Origin of the sequence: Arthrobacter sp. P2b, from assembly GCF_900168295.1 — a bacterium.
GTDB lineage: Bacteria > Actinomycetota > Actinomycetes > Actinomycetales > Micrococcaceae > Arthrobacter.
Genome location: NZ_FVZL01000021.1, coordinates 1 through 23,370, shown reverse-complemented (window position 1 = coordinate 23,370; position 23,370 = coordinate 1). Strand labels below are relative to the sequence as shown.

The following is a 23,370-nucleotide window of genomic DNA, read 5'->3' as shown; positions in this document are numbered from 1 at the left end:
AGCCCGGGCCGGCGCCAGCGGCCCGCCCGCCGGGAAGCCATATATGACTCTTTTCCGCGCCCGGGGATGTATATACTTCTGGGTATCGGTTTAGCAGCAGGCCGTTGGAAAGTTCGTCGATCCAGCGACCTTCACCGGCTCCCCGCCTCTCGGGTGTGACGGTTGGGTGTTGCCGGCTCGTTTTGACCTGAACGAATGGCACCAAAACCCGTGGCCAGCGAGTCAACAGCAAAATCCGATACATCCATAGCCGAACACCTGAATGAACTGGTCCTCAACAGCTCTGACGTTGAGGACTTCCTTAACGAACTGGCACAGGTGTCGGCGCGCAACCTCTCCGAGCCCGGAGACGAGATCCTGTGCGCCATCACCCTGCTCCGGAAGCGGAAGGCGGCCACTGTGGCCAGCAGCAGTCCGGAAGCCAAAGCAATCGGCCAGCTCGAGAACGAATTCAGCGAAACACCCAGCATGACGGCCTACACGTCGCAGAAGACCGTAAACGTTCCCGACGTGCAGGACGACGGCCGCTGGCCCGAATACTCCTCCGCCGCCTTCGCCCAGGGTGTCCGCTCCGTCCTGGCACTGCCGTTCGAGCTCGAAGGCGAAACCAAGGCTGCCCTGGTCCTGTACTCGCGCCGCCCCCAGCGCTTCGAAGCCCGCGACCTTGAGTTCGCCGAGGATTACGTCAGCCAGACCTCCCTCGCCCTGCGGCTGGCGGTGCGCTTTGCCCACTACAGCGAGACGGCGGCCAACCTGCGTGCCACCCTCGAATCGCGGACCGTCATCGATATGGCAGTGGGCATCATCATGGCCCAGAACCGGTGCAGCCAGCATGACGCCTTCGAGATCCTGAAGACCGCGTCCAGCACCCGCAATTCAAAGCTGCACGATGTGGCCGCCGCCGTGGTGAACGCCCTGGGCCAGGGCCCTGCCCGCACCCACTACGACGGCTAGCCGGTCCCTCAGCTGCGCAGTTGTTAGCGGTGCACGCGCGAACAAGCCTGCGGGCGATAGACTGGGGCCAACTTTCTGCCGGGGGGCTTTGATGGAAAACAAACGCGTCTGCCTCGTGGTGGAAGACGACAACGACATCCGTGGACTGATCAGCGTGGTCCTGCAGCGCGCCGGTTTTGAGGTGAAGGCTGTTTCCACCGGTGCCGAGGGAATCGCCGCGGCGGCGGACCCCGCCGTCGCACTCGTCACCCTGGACCTTGGCCTGCCGGACATGGACGGGCATGTGGTGGCGCGCGCCATCCGCGCGCTGAGCAAGGCTCCCCAGCTCTTCCTCACGGCGAGGTCGGAGGAGGACGACGTGCTGGCCGGCATGGCCTCAGGGGCTGCCGCCTACCTCACCAAGCCCTTTCGCCCGAAGGAGCTCCGGGAGCTCGCACTGCAGTTATGCCCCGCACCCGTTTCACAGGCCCCTCACATATCCGGCAAATCGCTCTGCTAGCCTGGCTGCCGGGAATGGGGCATCGCCCCTCAGCAGCAGAATCCACCCCGTAGGCCTGGCCTCCGCCGCGCGAGACCCGTCGCTGTAGGGGCTGCGCGACGCGGCGGGCAGCGCCACGGTTCTAGCCGATGCCGGCCGTCGCCTCGGCGTAGGCGGTGGCCTGGTCACGGACCTGGACCAGGTAGGTATCCGACTGGTTGTAGGAGTAGATGGCCCCGGTCCATCCGTTCGCGGTGGTGAGGTCACGGCCGTGGCCGCACAGGTAGCCGGCTGCACTGAGCGCAGCGTCGTCGATGTTGAAGGGATCCGCTGTCCCGTCACCGTTTCCGTCCCGCCCCGCAAGCTCCCATGTGGAGGGAATGAACTGCATGGGCCCCACGGCACGGTCCCAGCGTGCGTCGCCGTCCAAGGCTCCGGCATCCGTATCAGCGATGGCGGCGAACCCGTTTCCGTCCAGGCTTGGGCCAACAATGGGTCCGCTGGCCTGTCCTGCGGAGTCCAGGCTTCCGCCGCCATAAGCTCCGTGGCGGGATTCGACGAAGCCCACCGCCGCCACTGTATTCCAGCCGATTCCGCAGCCCCGGGAGGCCTGGTTGGCAGCGCCGGCGGCAGCCACGTAGGCCCGAAGCGCCCGCGCGGGAATGCCGGTCTGCGCGGCAGCCTCAGCGACCCACTCCGCGTCCGCGTTCCGGGTGATGTTCACGGCCGGGGTGATGCCGGTGGACAGCATTTCAAGTTTCGCCTCGGACCGCGGCGGCGGATCGAGGACCACGCGGGCGTCCGCGCCGGACTGCTGCAGTGCCCAGAACGACAGGGGCGTGATGACGGAGATCGCAAACACGGTGAAGACCAGGAGACGCCTCAGGCGCAGCACGGCGTCACGGGAGACAGTCACGCGTTTGATCCTATCGATCGAAACCCGCCAAACACTCATATTCGCGGCTGGGCTCCATCACAGCACCCGCACAGCTTGGGCCCGGAAAGTAAAGACCAGCCCACCGAAAACACCCCGGAGAATCCCATGAACTCACTTATTTTCATCGTCGCGGACCTCGCGGCCATCAGCATCCTCACCTTCGCCCTGTACCTGCGCCGGCACCGCCGCCGCGACCTGGTGGTCTCCTACCTTGGAATGAACGTGGGAGTCCTGGCCGTCGCAACCGCCCTGTCCGGATCGGCCGCTGGCCTGGGCCTGGGACTCGGCCTCTTCGGCGTCCTGTCCATCATCCGGCTCCGGTCCACCGAGCTTGCCCAGCACGAGGTGGCTTACTACTTCTCGGCCCTGGCGCTCGGCCTGATCGCCGGGCTGGGCATCGAGCCCCTGTGGCTGACCGGATCACTGATGGCCCTGATCCTGCTGGTGATGTTCGTGGGAGACCATCCGCGCGTCCTGCCCGCCCACCGCCACCAGACGGTGGTCCTGGACCGGGCCATTGCCGAAGACGGCGAGCTCTACGCCCGGCTCGAGGAAGTGCTGCACGGCAAGGTCCACTCAGCCACCATCTCGGAGCTGGACCTGGTCAACGACAAAACCATCGTGGACGTGCGGTACGCCTACTCCCCTGCGGCCTTCCCCGCCGCGCCGGCCACCGTTTCGGCAATCACGACGGCGGCGCCCGCGGCTCCTGCCTCCCGGCCTGCCCACGCCGCAGCCCCCGCCGCCCCTGCACACGCCCCCGCCCACGCCCAGGCAGGTGCGGCATGAGCGCCGCGCCAGCAGCCGCCGTCGGGAACCTGCACCTCCTGCCACCGGTGGGGCTCGAAGAGCTCAACGCCGAGGCCGCGCTCCAGACCCGGGTTGACCGGAAGTACGTGGTTCCCACCAGGCTTGCCCGCCAGCTGCTGGACACGTTCAGCACGGGCATGCGGGTACTGGAAATGGATGGCGCCCGCAGCTTCGCCTACGACTCCGTCTACTTCGACACCGCCACCCTGGACAGCTACCTGCTTGCAGCCCATGGCCGGCGCCGCCGCTACAAGATCCGCACCCGGACCTACGTGGACAGCGCGGTGAGCTTCCTGGAGGTCAAGACCGAGGGCGCCCGTGAAGCAACCGTCAAGGAACGCATCCCCTACCACCCTGAAGACCGCGCCCGGCTCACCGCAGAAGGCCTCGACAACGTCCGCGAAACGCTTACTGCCGCCGTGGAATCGGTGCCCACGGGCAGGTTGGAGCCCGTGCTGGAAACGCGGTACCACCGCACCACCCTCTACCTGCCGGAGTCCGGCAGCCGCGCCACCATCGACACCGACGTGACCTGGCAGCGCCCGTCGCACGCGTCCTGGGTCCTGGCCGACGCCGTCATCCTGGAAACCAAATCCGGCTCCACCGCCGGCCCCCTGGACCGCCACCTCTGGGCACATGGCGTCCGGCCATCCCGGATTTCCAAGTTCGCCACCGGCATGGCAGCCCTCCGTCCCGACCTCCCCGCCAACCGCTGGAACCGGACGCTTCGCCGCAGCCTGGCACTGCGGCCTGCGGCCTAGCTCCAGCTCCCCATCCGGCTCGAGCCCCCCCTCCAACTTCCCGAAGGAACACACCATGAAAAGTCTCCGTACCCACCTCTCCGTTGCCGCCCTGGCCGCCACTATTGCCCTGGCCGGCTGCTCCGTGGCGGGCACCACCGCCACCGGCGTCTCCGCCATCAGCGGCAGCGGCACATCGTCCACCGCAACCTCCGGCACGGCGCAGGCCGTCTCCCTGGACACCCTCGCCGCCGATACCCACTACGACGCCGATGACCTCACCTGGGATGCGGCCTCCGAAGTAGCCGTGGCCTTGACGGACCGCGCCAGCTCCGTTACCTCGGGTTCATCCGACGCCGTAACGGTCGACGGCGACACCGTCACCATCAGCGCCGCCGGGACCTACCGGCTCAGCGGCTCCCTGTCCGACGGGCAGGTGGTGGTGGCCGCCGGCGAGGAGGATGTGGTGCGCATCATCCTGGACGGCGCCGGCATCACCAGCTCCACCGGTTCACCGTTTGTGGTGCACAGCGCCAATGAAGCCATCGTCTACCTGGCGGACGGAACCACCAGCTCCCTCACTGATGCCGCCACCTACGCGGACCAGGGAACTGATGCCCCCAACGCCGCCCTCTACTCCATGGCGGACCTGACCATCGCCGGCACCGGCGCCCTGGCCGTGGACGGCAACTACAACGACGGCATCTCGGCCAAGGGCGGCCTGGTCCTGGCCGCCGGCACCGTCACCGTGGACGCCGCGGACGACGGCATCGTGGGCAAGGACTACGCGGTGCTGCTGGAAGGCGCCTACCAGGTCAGCGCCGCGGGCGACGGCTTCAAATCCCACAATGAGGAGGACGAGGGCCGCGGCTGGGTGCTGATCAACGGCGGAACCCTCAACGTGGCCTCCGGGGACGACGGCATCAAGGCCTACAACACCCTCACCCTCGCCGCCGGCAGCACCACGGTGGAGGAATCGGAGGAAGGCCTGGAGGCCCAGCACATCGTGATGCAGGGCGGCACAGCCACCGTCACGGCCAACGACGACGGCCTGAACGCCTCGGGCGGGTCGGCCACTTCCACGTCCGGCGGCGGAGGAATGGGCGGCGGCAGCATGGCGGTCGGCGACTACACCGTGGAAGTGACCGGCGGCCTGTTGACCATCAACTCCCAGGGCGACGGCCTTGACTCCAACGGCAACGCCAGCATCTCCGGCGGCACCGTGGTGGTCAACGGCCCCACCAACAGCGGAAACGGTGCCCTCGACGTCAACGGCGAACTGGCAGTCACCGGTGGAACCGTTGCCGCCGCCGGAAGCGCCGGCATGGTGGTTACTCCGGGTGAGTCCTCAACCCAGTCGGGCGTCCAGGTGACGCTGGGCTCGAGGGTTCCGGCGGGAACGGTGATCCAGGTTGCCGACTCCGCCGGCACCGTGGCGGCAGCCTTCGTCACCACCAAGGCAACCGCGTCCCTGGTCTTCTCCTCCGCGGCCATCACCCAGGGTGAGGAGTACACGGTCTACACCGGCGGCACCGCAACCGTGAGCGCAGGCATCGGCGAAGGCTCGCTGGACGGTGCAACCGAACAGGGCACCGTCACCGCCGGCGAGTACACCGCCGAGCAGGGCCCCGGCGGCGGTGGCGGCGGCCCCCGCTGGTAGGAAAGCACGTCCGGCGACGGCGGCGGATAGCCGCCGTCGCCGTCGTATTTCGCTAACCCTTACTTTGCTAGGAAGCGCAGCAGTGCTTCGTTGACCTCGGCCGCGTGGGTCCACAGCAGGCCGTGCGGGGCACCCTCGATCTCCACGTACTCTGCGCTGGGCAGGGCCTTGGCGAACAGGCGTCCGGTGGAATCGATCGGAAGGATGTTGTCCGCGGTGCCGTGGAGGATCAGGGCGGGAACGTCGATCTTGGGGATGTCCTGGCGGAAGTCCGTCAGCCAGGTGGGCTGGGCGGCCACGGACGCGGTTGCCCCGGAGCCGGCTGCCAGGTTCCAGCTTGCGTTGACCAGCTCCTGGCTCAGGCGGGGAGTGCCCAGGAAGGTGTCCGAGTTGTAGAAGTTCTTGAAGAATTCGGTGAAGAAGGCGTACCGGTCTGCTGTGACTGCTTCCGTCAGCCCGTCGAAGACCTCCTGCGGGACGCCGTCCGGGTTGTCGTCGGTCTTGAGCAGGAAGGGCTCCAGGGAACCGAGGAAGGCGGCCCGGGCCACGCGGGTCGAACCGTAGTTGGACAGGTAGCGGGCAACCTCACCGGTGCCCATGGAGAAGCCCACCAGCACCACGTCATTCAGGTTCAGGGTGGTCAGCAGCTCGTTAAGGTCGGCAGCGAAGGTGTCGTAGTCGTAGCCTTCGGTGGTCTTACTGGACTTGCCGAAGCCCCGGCGGTCGTACGTGATGACCCGGTAGCCCGCGTCCAGGAGGGCCGCGGTCTGCTTTTCCCAGGAGGACCCGTCCAGCGGGTAGCCATGGATGAGCACGACGGGCTGGCCCGAACCGTGGTCCTCGTAGTAGAGCTCGATGTCAGTGCTGTTTTCAGTTCCAACGGTAATGAAAGCCACGCGGCAATTCCTTTCGAGACTGATCGGAGCGGGCGGACGTTCGTGCCCGGCCCGCGCACTCCCTACTCTAGGGCTGTCGCCGTGAAACCTGCCGCCAGGGCCACCGCTGCTACTGGGACGGCTGCGGAAGTTCGCAGGATATCTGCGGGTTGGCTCCCATGTAGTTCAAGGGTCCGGCAGCGATGGTGAGGACCACCGTGCCTGCCTGCGCGCAGGAACCCGGCGCTCCGCCAAAGTAGCCGCGCTGCCAGGCAGCCACACCGCCGATGATCAGCCAGATGACAACAAGTGCTCCCAGGATCCGCATGATTCCTCCAAAGGCCGCGGCGGCTGTGGGTTCAATTATGCGACGGCGGCCGCCGTCACCATAGTGCGGCACGACCCCTGCTTGTGACACTATATGCGCATGAATGCCGGGACCCGGGTCCTCTACCGGCTGGAGAATGAACACGCCCGGCAGCTGGTGGCCGACGCCATCTTCCAGGCCGAGCACGCACTGGGCGGCCAGCCGGCCCATCACCGGCTTGACGGGGCCAAGCAGTGAGCGGGCAGCGGCGGGAGGCCGGCCAGAAGGGGTCCCACGAACACACGCACGACGACGGGCATCACCAGCACAGCGACGTGCACCACAGCCATGACCATGGGCATGATGACGGCCATGGCCATGACCACCACCACGGGCATCATCATCACCGCGGCTTTAAGGGCTGGCTGCTGGAGCTGTTTGTCCCGCACACGCACGATTCAGCGGACTCCATCGACGACGCGATGGAAGCCAGCACCGAGGGCATCCGCGCCCTGAAGATCAGCCTCTTCGTCCTGCTGGCCACCACGGTGCTGCAGTTCGCCGTGGTCCTGTTCAGCGGCTCCGTGGCCCTGCTGGCGGACACCATCCACAACTTCTCCGACGCCCTCACGGCGGTGCCGCTGTGGATTGCGTTCATCCTGGGCAGGAAGGCAGCCACCCGCCGGTACACGTTCGGGTTCGGCAGGGCCGAGGACCTGGCCGGCCTGTTCATCGTGGCAGTGGTGGCGCTCTCCGCCATCGTGGCGGGCTGGCAGTCAGTGGACCGGCTCATCCACCCGCAGCCTCTTCAGAACCTTGGGTGGGTGATGGCGGCCGGAGTCATCGGCTTCGCCGGAAACGAGGCGGTTGCCATCTACCGGATCCGGGTGGGCCGCAAAATCGGATCGGCGGCCCTGGTGGCTGACGGCGTCCACGCGCGCACCGACGGTTTCACATCGCTGGCCGTGGTGCTCGGCGCGGCGGGCGTTATGCTCGGATTCCCGCTGGCGGACCCGATTGTTGGGCTGCTGATTTCGGCAGCCATCGTGGTGCTCTTGTGGGGCACGGTCCGCAGCATTGGCCGCCGGCTGATGGACGGCATTGAGCCGGACCTGGTGTCACGCGCCCTCGAGGCCCTGGAAGGAACCCCGGGTGTACTGGCCGTCAAGCGGCTGCAGCTGCGCTGGAACGGCCACCGGCTGCAGGGTACGGCGATAGTTGTGGTTGGGGACGGCAGCCTGTCGGCCGCCGAGGACATCCTGCATCAGGCGGACCACCGGCTGCGGCATGCCCTGCCGAAGCTGGACGACATGATCCTGTCGCCCAGCTTGCGGCGGTAGCGGGAATCAGGCCTTGGCGGCCTTGCCCGGAAGGGCCAGCTTGAAGACCTTGGCCCAGGACGAGCCCACCTGCTTCAGCAGCGGCCCGGTGGTGTACTTCAGGCCGTAGCGCTGGCAGATCTCCCGAACCCGGGGTGCCACCTCGGCGTACCGGTTGGAGGGCAGGTCCGGGAACAGGTGGTGCTCGATCTGGTGCGACAGGTTTCCAGTCATGGTGTGCATGAACTTGGAGCCGGAGATGTTGGCCGAGCCGATCATCTGGCGGACGTACCAGTCACCGCGGGTCTCCCCTTCGACCATGTCTTCCGTGAAGGTGTCGGTGCCCTCGGGGAAGTGGCCGCAGAAGATCACGGCGTGGGCCCAGACGTTGCGGACGGCGTTGGCAGCGAGCGTGCCGTACAGGGCCTGCTTGCCGGAACCGGTGAGCATGGCAACGGCGGGGGTTGCCGCGTAGTCCTTGGTGAACTGCGTGACAACCTTCTTGCCCAGGGCCTTGAGGTCCTTGAGCAGGGCCTCCTTGGACTTGGTGCCTTCCTTGTACTCGGTCAGCTCGAGGTCATAGATGGCAATGCCCCACTCGAAGACCGGCGCCAGGATAGCGTTGAACAGCGGGTTGGCCAGGTTGATGGGCTTCCACGGCTGCTCCTCGTCCATGCGCAGGAGGTTGTATCCGACGTCGTTGTCCTTGCCCACAACGTTGGTCCAGCGGTGGTGCAGGTCATTGTGGGTGTGCTGCCAGGAGCGCGAGGGGGTAACGAAGTCCCATTCCCACGTGGTGGAGTGGATGTCCGGGTCCCGCATCCAGTCCCACTGGCCGTGCAGGATGTTGTGGCCCAGCTCCATGTTTTCCAGGATCTTGGCAAGGCTGAGCAGGGTGGTTCCGGTGACCCAGGCAGCCTTGTTCTTGCTGACCAGCAGTGCGGCGCGGCCGGAAATCTCCAGCCCGCGCTGGATCTTGATCATGCGGCGGATGTACGCGGCATCTTCCGCGCCGCGCTTTGCCAGGATTTCGTCGCGGATCGCGTCGAGTTCGCGGCCGAGCTCCGCCACCTGTTCGTCGCTGAGGTGGGCCGCGGCCGGCGGGCGGACGGTGGGGCTGCCGGATTCGGCGAGCTTTCCGGGGCGCGTCCTTGAGCTCTTGGGTGAACTGCCGCCGGCAGGAGTGACCTTGCTGGGTGTTATTACAGACATACCTTGATGCTCCTCAGATTTCGAGGTTGACGGGTCCGGCGGCTGCCGAGACACACGTTTGGATCAGTTGGCCGGGTTCGCCATGGATTTCCCCGGTACGGAGGTCGCGGACCTGTCCGGACAGGAGCGGGGTGAGGCAGCTGTGGCAGATCCCCATCCGGCAGCCGCTCGGCATCAGCACCCCGGCGTCCTCGCCGACGTCCAGGATGGGGGTGTCGCCGTCGGCTTCCACCTCGCGGTCGGACGCTTCGAAGGTGACCAGCCCGCCGTCGTGCCCCACGCCGGCGTCGAAGGTGGTGTTGAAGCGCTCGATCATGAGGTTTCCGGCGCTGCCGGCCACCGCGACGTCCGTTCCGGGCGCTGCCGTTGTGAGCGCGGCGCGCTTCCACAGCGCTTCGGCGTCGTCCAGGAAGCTGTCGGGGCCGCAGGCGTAGGCCGCGCGTTCCTTCCAGTCCGGGCAGATCTCGTCCAGCTGGGAGGTGTTGGTGAGGTCCATGCGGCCCTGCTCGCCGGTAAACCAGTGGGCAAGCCGGAAGTTGGGGAACTGGTCGGCAAGTTCGGCGAGTTCCTCGCGGAAGAGGCTGTCACCCGGCGTGCGGGCTGAGTGGACCAGCACGACGTCGGCATCCGGACGCCGGGGAACAAGGGTGCGGATCATGGACATCACCGGAGTGATGCCGCTGCCCGCGGTCACCATCAGCAGGGGCCGCGGGTGCTCGGGAAGCACGAAGTCGCCCTGCGGGGGTGCGAGGAAGAGGACGTCGCCGGGCTTGGTGGTGCGCACCAGGGTGCCGGAGACGGCTCCGACGTCGGTCACGGTGATGGCCGGGTCCTTGCCCGCGGGGGCACTGAGGGAATAGGACCGCCAGTGGCGGACGCCGTCGAGTTCGACGCCGATGCGCGCCCACTGCCCTGCCAGGTGGGAGTGCCAGCCGCGGCCGGGGCGGAAGAAGATGGTGGCCGACTGCGCGGTTTCCTGAACCACGCGCGTCACCACACCACGGAGCTGCCGTGCCGAGTAGACGGGGTTGAAAAGCGCGAGGATATCCTCCGGCGCCAAAGGCGTAGTGAGCACAGAGGCCGCCTGGGCCAGCTGTCGTAACCGGATCATGCGATTAAGCCTAGAGCGGCGCGAGCCATAATTCTCTCTCTCCGTCATATGACCGTTCCGCAGTCACGCTGTAATGGTGGCGCTAAGCCCCCAAAGCCGCACTCTAAGAGTAACGGCTGCGGTACGCAGATGGTTCCTCCACAAATCAGTAAGCGTGCTTAGTGTATCTCCGGAGCGCACGGTGCAGGCAATTTTGGCTCCCCATCCGGAATGTTACGGCTGGTCAGAGCGGGACGGTCCAGCCCAGCGCCGGGGCAATGTAGCGGGCCACGTTGCCCAGGAGCTTGGCGTTGAATTCCACCCCAAGCTGGTTGGGAACGGTCAGCAGCAGGGTGTCCGCAGCCTGGACGGCGGAGTCGGCGGCGAGCTGTTCCGCCAGCTGGTCCGGCTCACCCACATAGCTTTTGCCGAACCTGGCGGTAAGTCCGTCGATAATGCCCACCTGGTCCCGGCTGTCGCGTAAGGCGCTGCCGGCGAAATACCGGCTGTCCTCGGCGTCCACGATGGGAAGCACGCTGCGGCTGACCGAAACCCGGGGTACGTGGTTATGGCCTGCAGCGGACCAGGCGTCCCGGAACAGCTGGATCTGCTCCGCCTGCAGCTCATGGAACGGCACGCCCGTGTCCTCCGTCAACAGGGTGGAACTCATCAGGTTCATCCCCATTTCAGCGGCCCAGACCGCAGTTTTGCGGCTCCCGGCTCCCCACCAAATGCGTTCGGCAAGGCCGGGTGACTGGGGCTGGACGGGCAGGAGCCCAACGGCACCGCCGGCATACCGGGGATCCGCTTCAGCCACCCCTGCCCCGCTGACAGCCTTACGGAAGAGCTCCGTATGCCGGCGGGCCATGTCGGCATCTGTTTCCCCGGCGTCCGGCACATGGCCGAAAGCCGCGGCTCCGTTGCGCGCAGGCTCGGGTGAACCACGGCTGATGCCCAGCTGCAGCCGGCCTCCGCTGATCAGGTCCGTTGCCGCCGCTTCCTCCGCCGTGTACAGCGGGTTTTCGTACCGCATGTCGATCACGCCGGTGCCGATTTCGATCCTGCGGGTGCGGGCAGCAATGGCGGAAAGCAGCGGGAACGGGGAGGCCTGCTGGCGGGCGAAGTGGTGGACGCGGAAAAATGCTCCGTCCACGCCGAGCTCCTCGGCGGCTACCGCCAACTCGATGCCCTGGAGCAGTGCCTCGCCGGCAGTCCTGGTACGGGAGCCCTGGCCGGGGCCCCAATGGCCGAATGAAAGGAATCCTATGCGTTCCATACCTGCCCCAACCCGTGCCGCTCTGCCGGCATTCCCGGCTGGCATGATGGCTGCGTGGCTACTCCTGATGAAACGTTGACCATCGGCAAGACTGTCCTGCTGTTCGTGCTGGCGGCGGCGGCGGAGATCGGTGGTGCCTGGCTTGTGTGGCAATCCGTGCGGGAAGGCAAGGACTGGTGGTGGGCCGGACTGGGCGTCATAGCCCTGGGCGCCTACGGCTTCGTGGCCACACTCCAGCCCGACGCCCATTTTGGCCGGATCCTGGCAGCCTACGGCGGGGTGTTCGTCGCCGGCTCGCTGGCCTGGGGCATGATCTTTGACGGCTTCCGCCCCGACCGGTGGGACGTGGCCGGGTCCCTGATTTGCCTGCTGGGCGTGGCGGTCATCATGTTTGCCCCGCGCGGCGGAAGCTGATGCCGTCCCCAACTAAACTGGCACCGTGACGAACAGGCAGCAGGTACCCGGGGAACCCGTGCCGCCGTCGCGCGGAAAAATCGCCGAGCGCCTGCTGCCGGGCGGGGAGGAACCCGACCCGCGGTTCACCCTCGCCAACGAGCGCACCTTCCTCGCCTGGATCCGAACGTCCCTTGCACTGCTGGCCGGCGGCATCGCCATTGAGGCGTTCACCGCCGACCTGTTCCTGGAGCCGGTCCGCAAGGGACTGGCCGTGGTCCTGCTGCTGCTCGGCATGCTGCTCAGCGCCGGCTCGGCGGTGCGGTGGCTCCGGGTGGAACGCAGCATGCGCAATAAAGCCCCCCTGCCGCTGCCGCTCATTGTGCCCCTCCTCGCGGGGGCAGGGGCCCTGGCGGCCGCCGTCGTCCTGGTCTTTATCCTCTGGCGCTGACGCATGGGAAATTCCCGCCGCCATGCCGGCCCGCACGGGGATCCGGGCCTACAGCCGGAGCGGACCACGCTGGCCTGGGGCCGGACCATGATGGCACTGGTAACGGTCAGCGCCATCTTCCTGCGCTGGCTCCCTGCCCACGGGTTCCCCATCCTGCTGCTGTTCGCCGTTTCCGCCGGCGCTGCGCTGGCCATCTACCTCACCCAGCGCCGGCGCTACAGTGCCAGCTCCCGGGGCATCCATCAGGAAAGTGTCGACGCCGACATCACCGCGGTGCTCTGGACGGCCTTTGCGGGGGTAGCGCTGGGAGGACTGGGCATCGGCGTCGTCCTGGCCGGTTAGGAGCCGGGGAACCCACCAGCTTTAAAGGATCCGGCGCTAAAACATGGGCAGGACGAAGCCTGCCAACAGCGCCACCGCCCCGATGGCGGTCAGGGCGCGGCCCAGCAAGGAGGCCGTTTTGCCGGCTTCCTCGGGTGCGGCCATCTGCCACTGGGTGGGACGTTTGGGGTGGTAGTAAATGGGAAGTGTGTCGCCCACCGCCAGGTCCTTGATGTCGTGCGGGGACATCGGGGCATGGTGCACCTGGTATTTGCGGTCGAACCAGCGGAAGCCCACGCCGGTGGTGTCGGAGTACACCACTGCCTCGGCCACGTCCCAGGGGTGCACGAAGCGGCGGAGGAACCCCGTGTAGAACAGCAGGCCCAGCCCGGCGGGCAGGCACAACCAGGTCAGCATTTCCAGGATTGGACCTGCCATTTCAAGCACAGTGGGCATGAACTTGATGGTACCGCGCAGGGGTGGTGGCTTCTGCACCGACTACGTACGCTGAGGGAACCAAAGTGACCGGTCCGGAGTAAGGGGAAAGTTATGGACGATCAGGATCTTTTGGCGCGCATCCAGGCCCTGGTGGAGGAGGAACATTCACTCCGCGAGGGCTCCGGCGACGGGCAGGCGCCGGACCAGGCCCGGCTCAAGCAAGTAGAGGAAAGCCTCGACCAGTGCTGGGACCTGCTGCGCCAGCGCAGGGCCAAATCGGAGTCCGGCGAGAACCCGAACGAGGCCGAGCCGCGGCCCGTCAGCGAGGTTGAGAACTACAAGCAGTAACCGCCCAACGCCTGCCCGGTCCCGCCGCTTTTACTCCGGCGGGGCCGGGCAGGACACCTTTTGATGCGCGTTAGCCGATAGCCTCGGGCATCTGCTCCACTACGTACTGGACGTCCACGGAGAGCCCGGTGACGGGATCGCTCATTTCCACTTTCCAGCTGCGGGCGAACTGGTTCACTCCGCCCGTCATGGCAACAGTGCCCGAAATCAGCACCGTTCCGGGCTGGTTGAGGCCGCGTTCTTCAAGCACGCCAAGCCAGTAGTCCGGGGTGAGCAGCGCCTCCAGTGAGCTGTCCTGGATGAGCGTGTCCGGGGTGTCCCCCTCCCCCACCCAGCCCTTGAGCGTGATCCTGTCCAGGTGGTCGCGCACGTCATCCAGCCGCCACGCCTTCCGCCCCAGCACGTCCGGGCTGGCGTTCTTGCTCCATGCCACGCCATGCACTTCCAGTTCCCGGTCCGTGTGGTCGCAGGCAACGGTCAGCAGCACGCCGTCATTAGTAATCACCAGCGCCCATTCGGCTTCGCCCGACGTCCGCGCGTGCTGCACGCGGACCTCGGACACCTGCTGCGCGAGGTAGGGCGACACCGGGTAGAGGGCCGGTGTGGTGGCGGGACCCGGGACCCCCAACTCCGCCAGTTCGGCGATGTGCGCCTGGACTTCATCCTGCTCGCGGCCTGCGTATCCGGCGTTCAGGAGGTGCTTGACCTCCACTTCCCTGATGCTGCCATCGGGAAGTTCGAAGCTGAGAACCGTCATGGTGGATCCGTCCTTTTTTCTTGTGATGCCGGAAAAATTAACAAAGCGGAAACCGGAAAGGGTCGCCAATGTACAACCAGTATGCGTAATGTATACATTTAACGCCAGCGTGACAGGCGTCACCCTTGAAACACTCCCGTGGAGGACAAAATGAGCAACTCCCCAGCTCCGGCACACGGTGCGGCGCCGCACCCGCCCATCCATCCCAAGGGCCTCTACAAGGCCTTTGCTGCCAGCCTCACCGGGACGGCCCTCGAGTGGTACGACTTCGCCGTCTACTCAGCCGCCGCCGCCGTCGTCTTTCCCATCGTTTTCTTCCCCGCCTCCGATCCCCTGACGGGCACCATCCTGGCCTTCTCCACGTACGCCGTGGGCTACGTGTCCCGCCCCGTTGGCGGCATTATTTTCGGCCGCCTGGGCGATCGCATCGGCCGCAAGAGGGTCCTGGTCACCACGCTGATGATCATCGGTGTGGCCACCGTGCTCATCGGTGTCCTGCCGGGGTATGACGCCATCGGCATCACGGCGCCCATCATCCTGGTGCTCCTGCGCTTTGCCCAGGGCGTGGGTGTCGGCGGCGAATGGGGCGGCGCCGTCCTGCTCTCCAGTGAGTACGGCGACCCGCACCGCCGCGGCTTCTGGGCCTCGGCCGCACAGGTGGGACCGCCCGCCGGCAACCTGCTCGCCAACGGCGCCCTCGCAGTCCTGACCCTCATGCTGACCGAGGAACAGTTCCTCGGCTTCGGCTGGCGGATCGCGTTCCTGGTTTCCGCGCTGCTGGTCGCATTCGGCCTCTGGATCCGCCTGCGGCTGGAGGACACCCCAGTCTTCAAGGCGATCGCGGCCCACGGCGAGCAGCCGCATGCTCCCATCCGCGAAGTCTTCAGCCATGAACTGCGCCCGCTGATCGCCGCCATCCTCTGCCGTGTGGGACCGGACGTGCTGTACGCCCTGTTTACCGTCTTCACCCTGACCTACGGCATCCAGACCCTGGGCTACGAGCGCAACCAGGTCCTCACCGCCGTCCTGATCGGCTCCGCTTTCCAGCTCTTTATGATCCCGCTGGCCGGCGCCGTTTCGGACCGGTTCAACCGCCGCCTGGTCTACGCAGTGGGTGCGGTGGTCGGCGCCGTCTGGACCTTCATCTTCTTCGGCATCCTGGGCGGCGACAACCAGCCCATGCTGATCGTTGGCATCGTCCTGGGGCTCGCGGCACACTCGTTCATGTACGGCCCGCAGGCCGCCTTCATCGTGGAACAGTTCTCCCCCCGGCTGCGTTCCACCGGAAGCTCCCTGGCCTACACCTTTGCCGGTGTGATCGGCGGCGCCATCGCCCCGCTGATGTTCACGGTGCTGCTCTCCCAGTTCGGCACCTGGATCCCGGTGGCCATCTACGTTGCCGTCGCCGCCGTCGTGACCCTGGTGGGTCTCGCCATGGGCCGCGACAACGACACCGTGGAGGACCAGGACTACCGTCTCCTCCTGGAAGGCGCGGCGGAAGCCAAGCGGGCGTCGGGAGTGGGCGACTCCCGCTGAACCGTCAGGTGCGCAGCAGGATATCGCGGGTAACTGCCAAGTGCTCGTCGATCGCCTTCTGCGCCTGGACGGCGTCGCCGGCCACCAGGGCGTCAAGGATGCCCTGGTGTTCGGCGCACACGTCCTGGCGCCGGCCGCCTGTCCGGAACAGGGCGGCGACGCCCACCAGGATCTGGCGGACGTGAAGCTTGCTGTAGGTCCGGGAGATGAGTTCATTTCCAGCGGCGTCGATGAGCTGCTGATGGAAAAGGGTGTCCAGCCGGATGAATTCGCGGGCATCCCCCGGGCTTTCCGTATCCGGAATCCTGGCCTGGAGGTCCAGCGTTTCCTGCATCAGGCCCGCGGGGACGCGCTGCTCGGCGATGACCAGCCGGGCAGCGTAATTTTCCAGCACGCCGCGCAGCTCCATGAGCTCGGAAATCTCCCTGCCGGTGATGGCCGGGACGTACGCACCGCGCTGCGGAATCAGCTCCACCAGCCCGTCGGATACCAGGAGGAGCAGGGCTTCACGGACCGGGGTGCGGGAAACACCGATGTCTGCGGCCAGCTCTGTCTCGTTAAGGAACCGGCCCTGAAGCTCCGGATCAGTCAGGACGTTCTCGCGCAGGTGGATGTACGCCTTCTCGCGACCGGACGCAGCCGTTCCCGGCATTTTTCCCATACATTATGTATACAACAGATTGGAGTTCTTCCATGCGTCTTGCAGTCGCCCAAATCATCAGCACCGCAGACCTTGCTGCCAACCTGGAGTTGATCCGGGAGTACGCAACGGAGGCCAAAGCCGCCGGCGCGGAACTGGTGGTCTTCCCCGAGGCAGCCATGCGCGCTTTCGGCCATTCCCTGAAGGACATCGCCGAACCGCTTGATGGACCGTGGGCGGAAAAGGTCCGCGGCATTGCCCGGGAACTGGACATTGCGATCGTAGCGGGGATGTTCACTCCTGGAAAGGACGGCCGGGTCCGCAACACGCTGCTGGTCACCGGCCCCGGCCTGGACACCTCCTACGACAAGGTGCACCTCTTCGACGCCTTCGGCTTTATGGAGTCCAAGACAGTGGATGCGGGAGAAAGCCCTGTGACGTTCGAGCTCAACGGCACGGTCTTCGGACTGGCCACGTGCTACGACGTCCGTTTCCCTGCATTGTTTACGGCCAATGCCAAGGCCGGCGCGCAGGTCAACATCGTGTGCGCGTCCTGGGGCGCCGGCGAGGGCAAGGCCGAGCAGTGGGACCTGCTGGTCCGGGCCCGCGCGCTGGACAGCACCACGTTCGTGGTCGCCTGCGGCCAGGGCGACCCCGAAACCACCGGGGCAGGTCCGGCCGGAGCTGCTCCCACCGGAATCGGGCACAGTGCCGTCATCTCCCCGCTGGGATCCGCACTGGCGGCGCTGGACGGAAAGCCCGGCCTCGCCGTCGTGGACATCGACCCCTCACTTGTGGACGAAGTCCGCACCAAGCTTCCCGTTCTGGCCAACGCCCGCCAGTTCTGAACGTGCCGGCTGCACGCCCCCGCCGCTTTACCCGGCAGGGTCCAGGAAGCTGCGGAGGGCGTGCACCCATTCTTCAAACGCGTCCAGGTGCGCATCGTGTGATGCGCTGGGCAGGTCAACCCTGCTGACTTGGTGACCGCGCTGCACGAACTCATCCTTCGCCTGCGGCCGGAACATCCCCTTGCCGCCGTACACTGCCAGCACAGGAATCCGAAGGGACTCCCACTCAATCCACCGGGTCTTCCCAAGCCCGGCCGCCGCAGCAGCCATGACGGCGGCGTCGAACCGGGGCCGGAAACCATCCCCATAGGGTTCAAGGTCGGCCGCCCATGCGTGAGCAAGTGCTCCGTCACCGAAGACATCCAGCGCCGCTTCCCTGCTGGTAAACGAAGCGGGCCAGGACGCAAAGTAGTCCCCCAAAGCCGCGAGGTCCGCCGGGTCCCCGCCGCCGGCGTCGACCTCCAGCAGGACGAGCCGGTTCACTAGGTCGGGGCGCGCCGCCGCCGTCAGCATCGCCGTGTGGCCACCCATCGACTGGCCCACCAGCACCACCGGCCCGGCTGCCTCCTCTTCGATGACACGGACGACGTCGGTGACAAAAGCCTCTCGTGAAAGATCGGGCGGGCAGCGGGTGCTGCCTCCGTGGCCCCGGAGGTCCAGGAGGACAGCGCGAAACTCGGGAAGGGCGGCCGCCGTCGGAAAGAATTCCCTGGCGCTGCCTGCCAGCCCATGAAGAATGACCACAACAGGTCCCGGACCCCCTGAGTCATAGCACCGCAGGTGGACTCCCGGCGCGGTCACAACGGTGAATTCCCGCAGCCGTGGTTCCTGGGCCGATGGTGTAGGCATGATGCCACGCTACGGCAGCCTTTCCGGGAGGGAGGGACCGGTGAGTCCTCGTTCACAGGCAGGAAACGTAGCCAGGAACGACGTACGACGGCGGCTTCTCACCTTCCCAACAGGCAGTCACCTGCGGGTTCGCCTGCCAAGGGGGACGGCGGGCCTCCGTTGAGAGGTACGAGATGGCGGCCGTTAACACCGCCGAAACACAGCTGACACGCGAACTTCACGCAAAGGCGATTTGTGTAACGTCACGGCAACTTTGAGCGGTCTTTTCCGAAACACAACCAACGAAAGATGGACGGCGGGGGGAAGGCAAGGGGCTGCAGCGCCCCGTCAAGCTCACATCCGAAGGGACCTGCTGGTGGAAATCTCTGCCCAACACGTCTGGCTGATGATTTCAGCCGCGATGGTACTGCTGATGACGCCCGGGCTCGGACTCTTCTACGGCGGCATGACCCGTGCCAAGGCCGCGCTGAACATGATCATGATGAGCTTCATCTCCGCCGGCATCGTCGGCGTGGTGTGGGTCCTGTGGGGCTACTCCATGACCACCGGCGACGGCGTCCTGGGCATCTTCGGCAACCCCTTCGCCAACTTCGGGCTGCAGAACCTCATGGGCTCCCCCGATCTCATCAAGGCCGGCTACAGCGCCACCTTCGCCATCATCACGGTGGCACTGATCAGCGGCGCCATCGCCGACCGCGCGAAGTTCAGCGCATGGGCCCTGTTCGTGCCGGTGTGGATCACCCTGGTTTACTGCCCGCTGGCCTACATGATCTGGGGCGGCGGCCTGATGAGCGCCGGTGGAGCAGTCACTGCCATCTTCGGCCAGGTCATCGATTTCGCTGGCGGCGCTGTTGTGGAGATCAGTTCCGGAACAGCCGCACTGGTTCTTGCCCTGATCGTTGGCCAGCGGCACGGCTTCGCCAAGGATCCCAACCACCGCCCCCACAACGTGCCCTTCATCATGCTGGGCGCCGCCATCCTCTGGTTCGGCTGGTTCGGCTTCAACGGCGGTGCTGCAACCACGGCCGAGCAGGCCGGCCTGATCTGGGTCAACACCCTGGTCACTCCGGCGGCCGCCATGCTGAGCTGGCTGGTCACCGAGAAGCTCCGGCACGGCCACCCCACTTCCCTTGGCGCGGCATCCGGCGTGGTGGCCGGACTCGTGGCCATCACCCCGTCCTGCGCCAACATTAGCCCGGTGGCCGCAATCGGCCTGGGCCTGGTGGCGGGCGCCGCCTGCGCGGTGTTCGTTGACCTCAAGTACCGCTTTGGGCTGGACGACTCCCTGGATGTGGTGGGAGTCCACCTGGGCGCCGGACTCATCGGCACCCTGGCACTGGGATTCATCGCCCTCCCCGTGGACGGCCAGGGTGGCGGGCTCTTCTACGGCGGCGGGGTCCAGCAGCTCATCGCCCAAACCGCGGCCGTTGTCATCACCCTGCTGCTGTCCGGCCTGGGAACCCTGGTCATCGGCCGGATCATCAACAAGACCATCGGGTTCAGGGTCAGCCATGAGGCGGAAACTGCCGGAGTGGACCTCTCCGAGCACGCCGAGAGCGCCTACGCGTTCGGCGAGCTGGGCTCCGGCTTCAACCCCCTGCGGCCCGCCGCTTCCCATCTCCCGACCGCTGCCGTTCCGGCCGCCGCCAAGGATTCCACCGCTCGGGATTCGACTGCCAAGGATTCCGCCGAACTCCATGCCAAGGAAGACTCCTTCGCATAGCGGGCTGCGCCTAAGGGTTCCCCGAACCTAGTCGGCCAGGATCTTGTACAGTGCACGGCGGGTCTCATCAAGCTTTTCAATGGCAGCTGCCCGCTGTTCCTCTGTGACGCCGCTGCGGAACTGGTGGATGACGCCCATCAGCTTGCCGATGCTCTGGTGGAACTCCCGGTCTGAGCTGTCCGGACCGGCGTTCCACGCATTTTCCATCTCCTCGGCATGCTCTGCCACGTAGGCCCTGCCGGCGTCCGTAAGCGCAAACTCCGTGCCGCGGCCTTCGCTCAGCGCGGTAATCAGGTCCTCGTCCACAAGCTGCTGCAGCGTGGGGTAGATGGATCCGGGACTGGGCCGCCAGGCTCCGTCCGTCTTTTCGGCAATGGTCTTGATCAACCCGTAACCGTTCGAGGGTGCTTCGGCCAGGAGCGACAGGATGGCGGCGCGCACATCCCCGCGGCTGGCCCGCCGGGAGCCACGTCCGAAACCGGGACCAAAGCCGGGCCCGAATCCCGGACCAAAACCAGGCCCAAAGCCGGGACCGAACCCGCCGCCGCGGTGTCCGTGGGGGCCCCTCCGGCCCCGGCCCCGCTCAAACCGGCCCCTTGCAAATTCCGGGCCGGGAAATTTTTCGTCAGAAATGCCTTTCATGGTGGCATCGTCCTTTCATCTTTACGCTGACTTCTTCAACGATCGTAAACGATATGTCGTTAACTATCGCTGAGTCAAGCAATTTTCGTGACCATATCCTGACCTTCCGGGCTCTGGCCCGCCTTGATATAGGGGCGTATCCTCGATTCACACCTCCGAGTTCGAGGGCTGATGAATGGCGAAGAAGCGGAAGCGCAAGCGCGGTCCCGGACGCGCCCTGGGACAACTCCTGGGGTTCCTTGCCGCGAGCATCATGTGCGGGATCCTGGTTGCCAGCCTGGTGGCGCCTGCCCTGGCGGCGGCCAAATTTGGGGTTAGCAACTCCGTCGGATTTTTTGAAGGCCTGCCCGCGGAGCTGACCGTGGAGCCGCCGTCGCAATCCACCAAAGTCCTGACCTCCGACGGCCAAACCATCGCCACGTTCTTTGCCGAGAACCGCGTCAGGGTACCGCTGGATCAGATGTCCCCGTACATCAAGGACGCGGTCATCGCAATCGAGGACAGCCGGTTCTATGACCACGCCGGCGTCGACCCGCAGGGGATTGTGCGGGCCTTGGTCTCGAATGTGACCAAGGGTGACAGGCAGGGCGCCTCCACCATCACCCAGCAATACGTCACGAATGTCATCAACGAGGCGCGGCTTTCGCAGGACCGGCCGGACGAGGTGATCCTCAGCGGGCAAAAGGACCTTGGCGACAAACTGCGGGAGATGAAACTCGCCCTCGCCCTGGAAAAGGAGTTCAGCAAGGAGCAGATCCTCGAGGGCTACCTGAACATCGTGTTCTTCAACAGCGACGCCTACGGCGTTGAGGCTGCTGCACGCTACTTCTTCAGCACCACGGCCAAGGACCTCAACCTGCCCCAGGCCGCCCTGCTGGCGGGGCTCGTGAACAGCCCCACGTTTTATAACCCGGCGCTCAACCCGGACAACTCAATGGTGCGGCGGAACCAGGTGCTTGGCGAGATGCTCCGCCTCGGCAAGATCACGCAAGCCGAACACGATGAAGCAGTGGCCACCCCGATCGAGCTCAAGATCAGCCCGGAGCGGCAGGGCTGCGCCAATGCCACGATGGCCCCGTACTTCTGCGACTACATCTCGCATCTCATCCTGAACAACCCGGCGTACGGGCCGAATGAGACGGAACGCCAGCGCAAGCTGTACCGCGGCGGGCTGACGATCGTGACCACGCTGGACAGCCGGCTCCAGGCGGCGGCGCAGGCGCAGGTGGATGGCACGGCGGGGCCCAACCCGGACCGGTGGGGTGCAGCACTGGTGACGGTGCAGCCAGGAACCGGGAAGATCCTGGCAATGGCACAGAACACCGTGTTCCTTGCGGAACCGGGCAAGTTCGATACCCATTTGAACTTCAATGTTGATGCCAAGGACCCGCAGGGCAATAATCTGAACGGAGCCGGCGGGTTCCAGACGGGCTCGACCATGAAGCCCTTCACGTTCGCTCAGTGGCTGAACGAGGGCAAGCCCCTTACCGCGGAAGTGGACGCATCACGCCGCGTCTACCCGCTGGGGTTCCCGTGGAGGTCGAGCTGCGGCAAGGTGTTGGGCGCCTACAGCACCGCGCAGAACAATCCTGAACTGGGTGCCGCCGATGACCTGCAGAACGCCGAAGAGGGCTTCTACCGGAAGATGGCCATCAACTACGGCCTGTACAACTCCATCAACACGGCTACCTTCGCTTCGGCCACTCAACTGGACTTCTGCGGCATCCAGAAGATGGTGGACGCGGTAGGACTGCACAACGGGCTGGACGGCTCCCCCATCAACATGCACCAATTGGGCAACCTGCTCGGTGCCACCAACGTCGCTCCGCTGCATATGGCGAACGCTTTTGCCACTTTCGCCAATGACGGCCGCTACTGCACCCCGGTTGCCCTCCTTGAGGTCACTGAAGCCTCCGGCGGGAAGCTTCCGGCTCAGCCTGTCGAGTGCAGGGATGCCGTAAAGCCGGACGTTGCCCGAGGCGTGAACAACGTGCTGCAGGACGTGCTTGTGAGGGGCTCCGGCTTCTGGATCAACCCCAAAGTCCATGACAAGGTGCCGACGGCGGCCAAAACCGGCACGTCCAACAACAACGGTGCAACCTGGATCGTCGGCTATACCAGTGGACTTGCCACTGCGTCCTTCTTCGGCGACCCACTTGAGAGCCAAAAGCGCCCCGGCCAGAACGTCACCATCAACGGGACGTTCTACCCCCGGCTCGACGGCTACATGATTGCAGGACCACAGTGGGCTAACTACATGCTGAAGGTGGCACCGCTCTACCCGGCCGGTCCGTTCCCGCCGCCTCCCCCATCGATGATCGGCCCCAACCCGTCACCGAGCCCAAGCCCGAAGCCCTGACGGCTGCCGCCGCCGAGCGACTGCTGGGCGTGTCGGCACTACCCTGAAGGCCCCGCCCTCCCCAGCACCTGAACGGTGTGCTTCATTGCTTCCTGGCGCCGAACCGGTTCCCGGTCTGGGTTACGGACGGTACGACGGCGGATGGCCGGCTTAGTTCCAGCTCCCGCCCGCGTGCCGGGCACCGCTTTTCGATCGGGTGACGCTGGGGGCAGTGGTGCCTGATGTTGCGGAGCCTCGGGCAGAGGGGCCAACTCCCGTGAAGTCCCTGGCAGTGGCGGCGCGGTGGAGCGGTAGGTGTGGCCTGTTGGCGTCCGGGTTTCGACGGTGTGGCGGGTTCCGGGGATGGGTTTGGCGGTCCAGCCGGGGTTTTCCTTGGTGTGGTTGCAGGCTTCGCAGAGCCCTTGGCC

At 66.1% G+C, this 23,370-nt stretch carries 25 protein-coding genes and 2 pseudogenes; 15 read left to right on the top strand and 12 right to left on the bottom strand.

Features of this window, described 5'->3' with window-relative positions; all coding sequences use genetic code 11:
• The first annotated feature begins 210 nt into the window (after positions 1–210).
• Both B5520_RS20075 and B5520_RS20070 read left to right on the top strand, forming a co-directional pair.
• Positions 211–954 (top strand): GAF and ANTAR domain-containing protein, encoded by a 744-nt coding sequence (locus B5520_RS20075; RefSeq protein WP_079598838.1) that lies wholly within the window; start codon positions 211–213, stop codon positions 952–954.
• 91 nt (positions 955–1,045) lie between these two features.
• On the top strand, positions 1,046–1,453 hold the full coding sequence (locus B5520_RS20070) for a response regulator transcription factor (protein WP_079598837.1): 408 nt from the start codon (positions 1,046–1,048) through the stop codon (positions 1,451–1,453).
• Between the two features lie 121 nt (positions 1,454–1,574).
• Here B5520_RS20070 and B5520_RS20065 read toward each other — a convergent pair whose 3' ends face one another.
• The gene (locus B5520_RS20065; protein WP_217700352.1) at positions 1,575–2,327 is read right to left on the bottom strand and encodes a lytic transglycosylase domain-containing protein; all 753 of its coding nucleotides are present in this window, start codon (positions 2,325–2,327) and stop codon (positions 1,575–1,577) included.
• Positions 2,328–2,474: 147 nt separating this feature from the next.
• Here B5520_RS20065 and B5520_RS20060 point away from each other — a divergent pair, with 147 nt between their 5' ends.
• The 3 genes from B5520_RS20060 to B5520_RS20050 are packed head-to-tail and all read left to right on the top strand — an operon-like array spanning position 2,475 to position 5,579.
• Positions 2,475–3,158, top strand: coding sequence for a DUF4956 domain-containing protein (locus tag B5520_RS20060; RefSeq protein WP_079598835.1), 684 nt, complete (start codon positions 2,475–2,477; stop codon positions 3,156–3,158).
• Positions 3,155–3,940 carry a polyphosphate polymerase domain-containing protein gene (locus tag B5520_RS20055; RefSeq protein WP_079598834.1) on the top strand — a complete coding sequence of 262 codons (786 nt, stop codon included), beginning with the start codon at positions 3,155–3,157 and terminating at the stop codon, positions 3,938–3,940. Before B5520_RS20060 ends, B5520_RS20055 begins: the two co-directional genes overlap by 4 nt.
• Before the next feature lie 55 nt (positions 3,941–3,995).
• Complete coding sequence (locus B5520_RS20050; RefSeq protein WP_079598833.1) at positions 3,996–5,579, top strand: carbohydrate-binding domain-containing protein; 1,584 nt, start codon at positions 3,996–3,998, stop codon at positions 5,577–5,579.
• A gap of 59 nt (positions 5,580–5,638) precedes the next feature.
• Here the strand turns inward: B5520_RS20050 and B5520_RS20045 are convergent, their stop codons facing one another.
• Together B5520_RS20045 and B5520_RS20040 are read right to left on the bottom strand one after the other, a co-directional pair.
• Entirely contained in the window at positions 5,639–6,475 is an 837-nt protein-coding gene (locus tag B5520_RS20045; RefSeq protein ID WP_079598832.1) for an alpha/beta fold hydrolase, read from the bottom strand.
• Between the two features lie 109 nt (positions 6,476–6,584).
• Complete coding sequence (locus B5520_RS20040; RefSeq protein ID WP_079598831.1) at positions 6,585–6,782, bottom strand: hypothetical protein; 198 nt, start codon at positions 6,780–6,782, stop codon at positions 6,585–6,587.
• Positions 6,783–6,890: 108 nt separating this feature from the next.
• Between B5520_RS20040 and B5520_RS20035 the strand changes: the two are divergent.
• Together B5520_RS20035 and B5520_RS20030 are read left to right on the top strand one after the other, a co-directional pair.
• Positions 6,891–7,019: pseudogene (locus B5520_RS20035) on the top strand (transcriptional regulator); the annotation flags it as partial.
• A 224-nt stretch (positions 7,020–7,243) separates the two neighbouring features.
• On the top strand, positions 7,244–8,101 hold the full coding sequence (locus B5520_RS20030) for a cation diffusion facilitator family transporter (RefSeq protein ID WP_368483731.1): 858 nt from the start codon (positions 7,244–7,246) through the stop codon (positions 8,099–8,101).
• A gap of 6 nt (positions 8,102–8,107) precedes the next feature.
• Here the strand turns inward: B5520_RS20030 and B5520_RS20025 are convergent, their stop codons facing one another.
• The 3 genes from B5520_RS20025 to B5520_RS20015 form a co-directional block, all read right to left on the bottom strand.
• Entirely contained in the window at positions 8,108–9,292 is a 1,185-nt protein-coding gene (locus B5520_RS20025) for a fatty acid desaturase family protein (RefSeq protein ID WP_079598829.1), read from the bottom strand.
• A 13-nt stretch (positions 9,293–9,305) separates the two neighbouring features.
• Entirely contained in the window at positions 9,306–10,403 is a 1,098-nt protein-coding gene (locus B5520_RS20020; RefSeq protein ID WP_079598828.1) for a ferredoxin reductase, read from the bottom strand.
• Between the two features lie 223 nt (positions 10,404–10,626).
• Positions 10,627–11,658: an LLM class flavin-dependent oxidoreductase gene (locus tag B5520_RS20015; protein WP_079598827.1), complete on the bottom strand. Its 1,032-nt coding sequence runs from the start codon at positions 11,656–11,658 to the stop codon at positions 10,627–10,629.
• Positions 11,659–11,733: 75 nt separating this feature from the next.
• Between B5520_RS20015 and B5520_RS20010 the strand changes: the two genes are divergently transcribed.
• The 3 genes from B5520_RS20010 to B5520_RS20000 are packed head-to-tail and all read left to right on the top strand — an operon-like array spanning position 11,734 to position 12,844.
• Entirely contained in the window at positions 11,734–12,072 is a 339-nt protein-coding gene (locus B5520_RS20010) for a YnfA family protein (protein ID WP_079598826.1), read from the top strand.
• A gap of 25 nt (positions 12,073–12,097) precedes the next feature.
• On the top strand, positions 12,098–12,502 hold the full coding sequence (locus tag B5520_RS20005; protein WP_079598825.1) for a YidH family protein: 405 nt from the start codon (positions 12,098–12,100) through the stop codon (positions 12,500–12,502).
• A gap of 3 nt (positions 12,503–12,505) precedes the next feature.
• Positions 12,506–12,844, top strand: coding sequence for a DUF202 domain-containing protein (locus B5520_RS20000; protein WP_079598824.1), 339 nt, complete (start codon positions 12,506–12,508; stop codon positions 12,842–12,844).
• Positions 12,845–12,880: 36 nt separating this feature from the next.
• On the opposite strand, the gene B5520_RS19995 is transcribed toward B5520_RS20000, so the two are convergent.
• Positions 12,881–13,279: a hypothetical protein gene (locus B5520_RS19995; protein WP_079598823.1), complete on the bottom strand. Its 399-nt coding sequence runs from the start codon at positions 13,277–13,279 to the stop codon at positions 12,881–12,883.
• 93 nt (positions 13,280–13,372) lie between these two features.
• On the opposite strand from B5520_RS19995, the gene B5520_RS19990 reads away from it, so the two are divergent.
• Positions 13,373–13,609: a DUF2630 family protein gene (locus B5520_RS19990; RefSeq protein ID WP_079598822.1), complete on the top strand. Its 237-nt coding sequence runs from the start codon at positions 13,373–13,375 to the stop codon at positions 13,607–13,609.
• 70 nt (positions 13,610–13,679) lie between these two features.
• Here the strand turns inward: B5520_RS19990 and B5520_RS19985 are convergent, their stop codons facing one another.
• Positions 13,680–14,366 (bottom strand): DUF2848 domain-containing protein, encoded by a 687-nt coding sequence (locus B5520_RS19985; protein WP_079598821.1) that lies wholly within the window; start codon positions 14,364–14,366, stop codon positions 13,680–13,682.
• A 150-nt stretch (positions 14,367–14,516) separates the two neighbouring features.
• Here B5520_RS19985 and B5520_RS19980 point away from each other — a divergent pair, with 150 nt between their 5' ends.
• Complete coding sequence (locus B5520_RS19980; RefSeq protein ID WP_079598820.1) at positions 14,517–15,902, top strand: MFS transporter; 1,386 nt, start codon at positions 14,517–14,519, stop codon at positions 15,900–15,902.
• Positions 15,903–15,906: 4 nt separating this feature from the next.
• On the opposite strand, the gene B5520_RS19975 is transcribed toward B5520_RS19980, so the two are convergent.
• Positions 15,907–16,563, bottom strand: coding sequence for a GntR family transcriptional regulator (locus B5520_RS19975; protein ID WP_079598819.1), 657 nt, complete (start codon positions 16,561–16,563; stop codon positions 15,907–15,909).
• Positions 16,564–16,595: 32 nt separating this feature from the next.
• Here B5520_RS19975 and B5520_RS19970 point away from each other — a divergent pair, with 32 nt between their 5' ends.
• Positions 16,596–17,390 (top strand): carbon-nitrogen hydrolase family protein, encoded by a 795-nt coding sequence (locus B5520_RS19970; RefSeq protein ID WP_079598818.1) that lies wholly within the window; start codon positions 16,596–16,598, stop codon positions 17,388–17,390.
• A gap of 27 nt (positions 17,391–17,417) precedes the next feature.
• On the opposite strand, the gene B5520_RS19965 is transcribed toward B5520_RS19970, so the two are convergent.
• Positions 17,418–18,239: an alpha/beta fold hydrolase gene (locus tag B5520_RS19965; protein WP_079598817.1), complete on the bottom strand. Its 822-nt coding sequence runs from the start codon at positions 18,237–18,239 to the stop codon at positions 17,418–17,420.
• A gap of 355 nt (positions 18,240–18,594) precedes the next feature.
• On the opposite strand from B5520_RS19965, the gene B5520_RS19960 reads away from it, so the two are divergent.
• A complete protein-coding gene (locus B5520_RS19960) occupies positions 18,595–19,962 on the top strand; it encodes an ammonium transporter (RefSeq protein ID WP_079598816.1) in 1,368 nt (455 codons plus the stop codon).
• A 27-nt stretch (positions 19,963–19,989) separates the two neighbouring features.
• Here B5520_RS19960 and B5520_RS19955 read toward each other — a convergent pair whose 3' ends face one another.
• Complete coding sequence (locus tag B5520_RS19955) at positions 19,990–20,604, bottom strand: PadR family transcriptional regulator (protein WP_079598815.1); 615 nt, start codon at positions 20,602–20,604, stop codon at positions 19,990–19,992.
• A 175-nt stretch (positions 20,605–20,779) separates the two neighbouring features.
• On the opposite strand from B5520_RS19955, the gene B5520_RS19950 reads away from it, so the two are divergent.
• Complete coding sequence (locus B5520_RS19950; RefSeq protein WP_079598814.1) at positions 20,780–22,963, top strand: transglycosylase domain-containing protein; 2,184 nt, start codon at positions 20,780–20,782, stop codon at positions 22,961–22,963.
• A gap of 38 nt (positions 22,964–23,001) precedes the next feature.
• On the opposite strand, the pseudogene B5520_RS23120 reads toward B5520_RS19950, so the two are convergent.
• A pseudogene (locus B5520_RS23120) lies at positions 23,002–23,370 on the bottom strand (hypothetical protein); the annotation flags it as partial.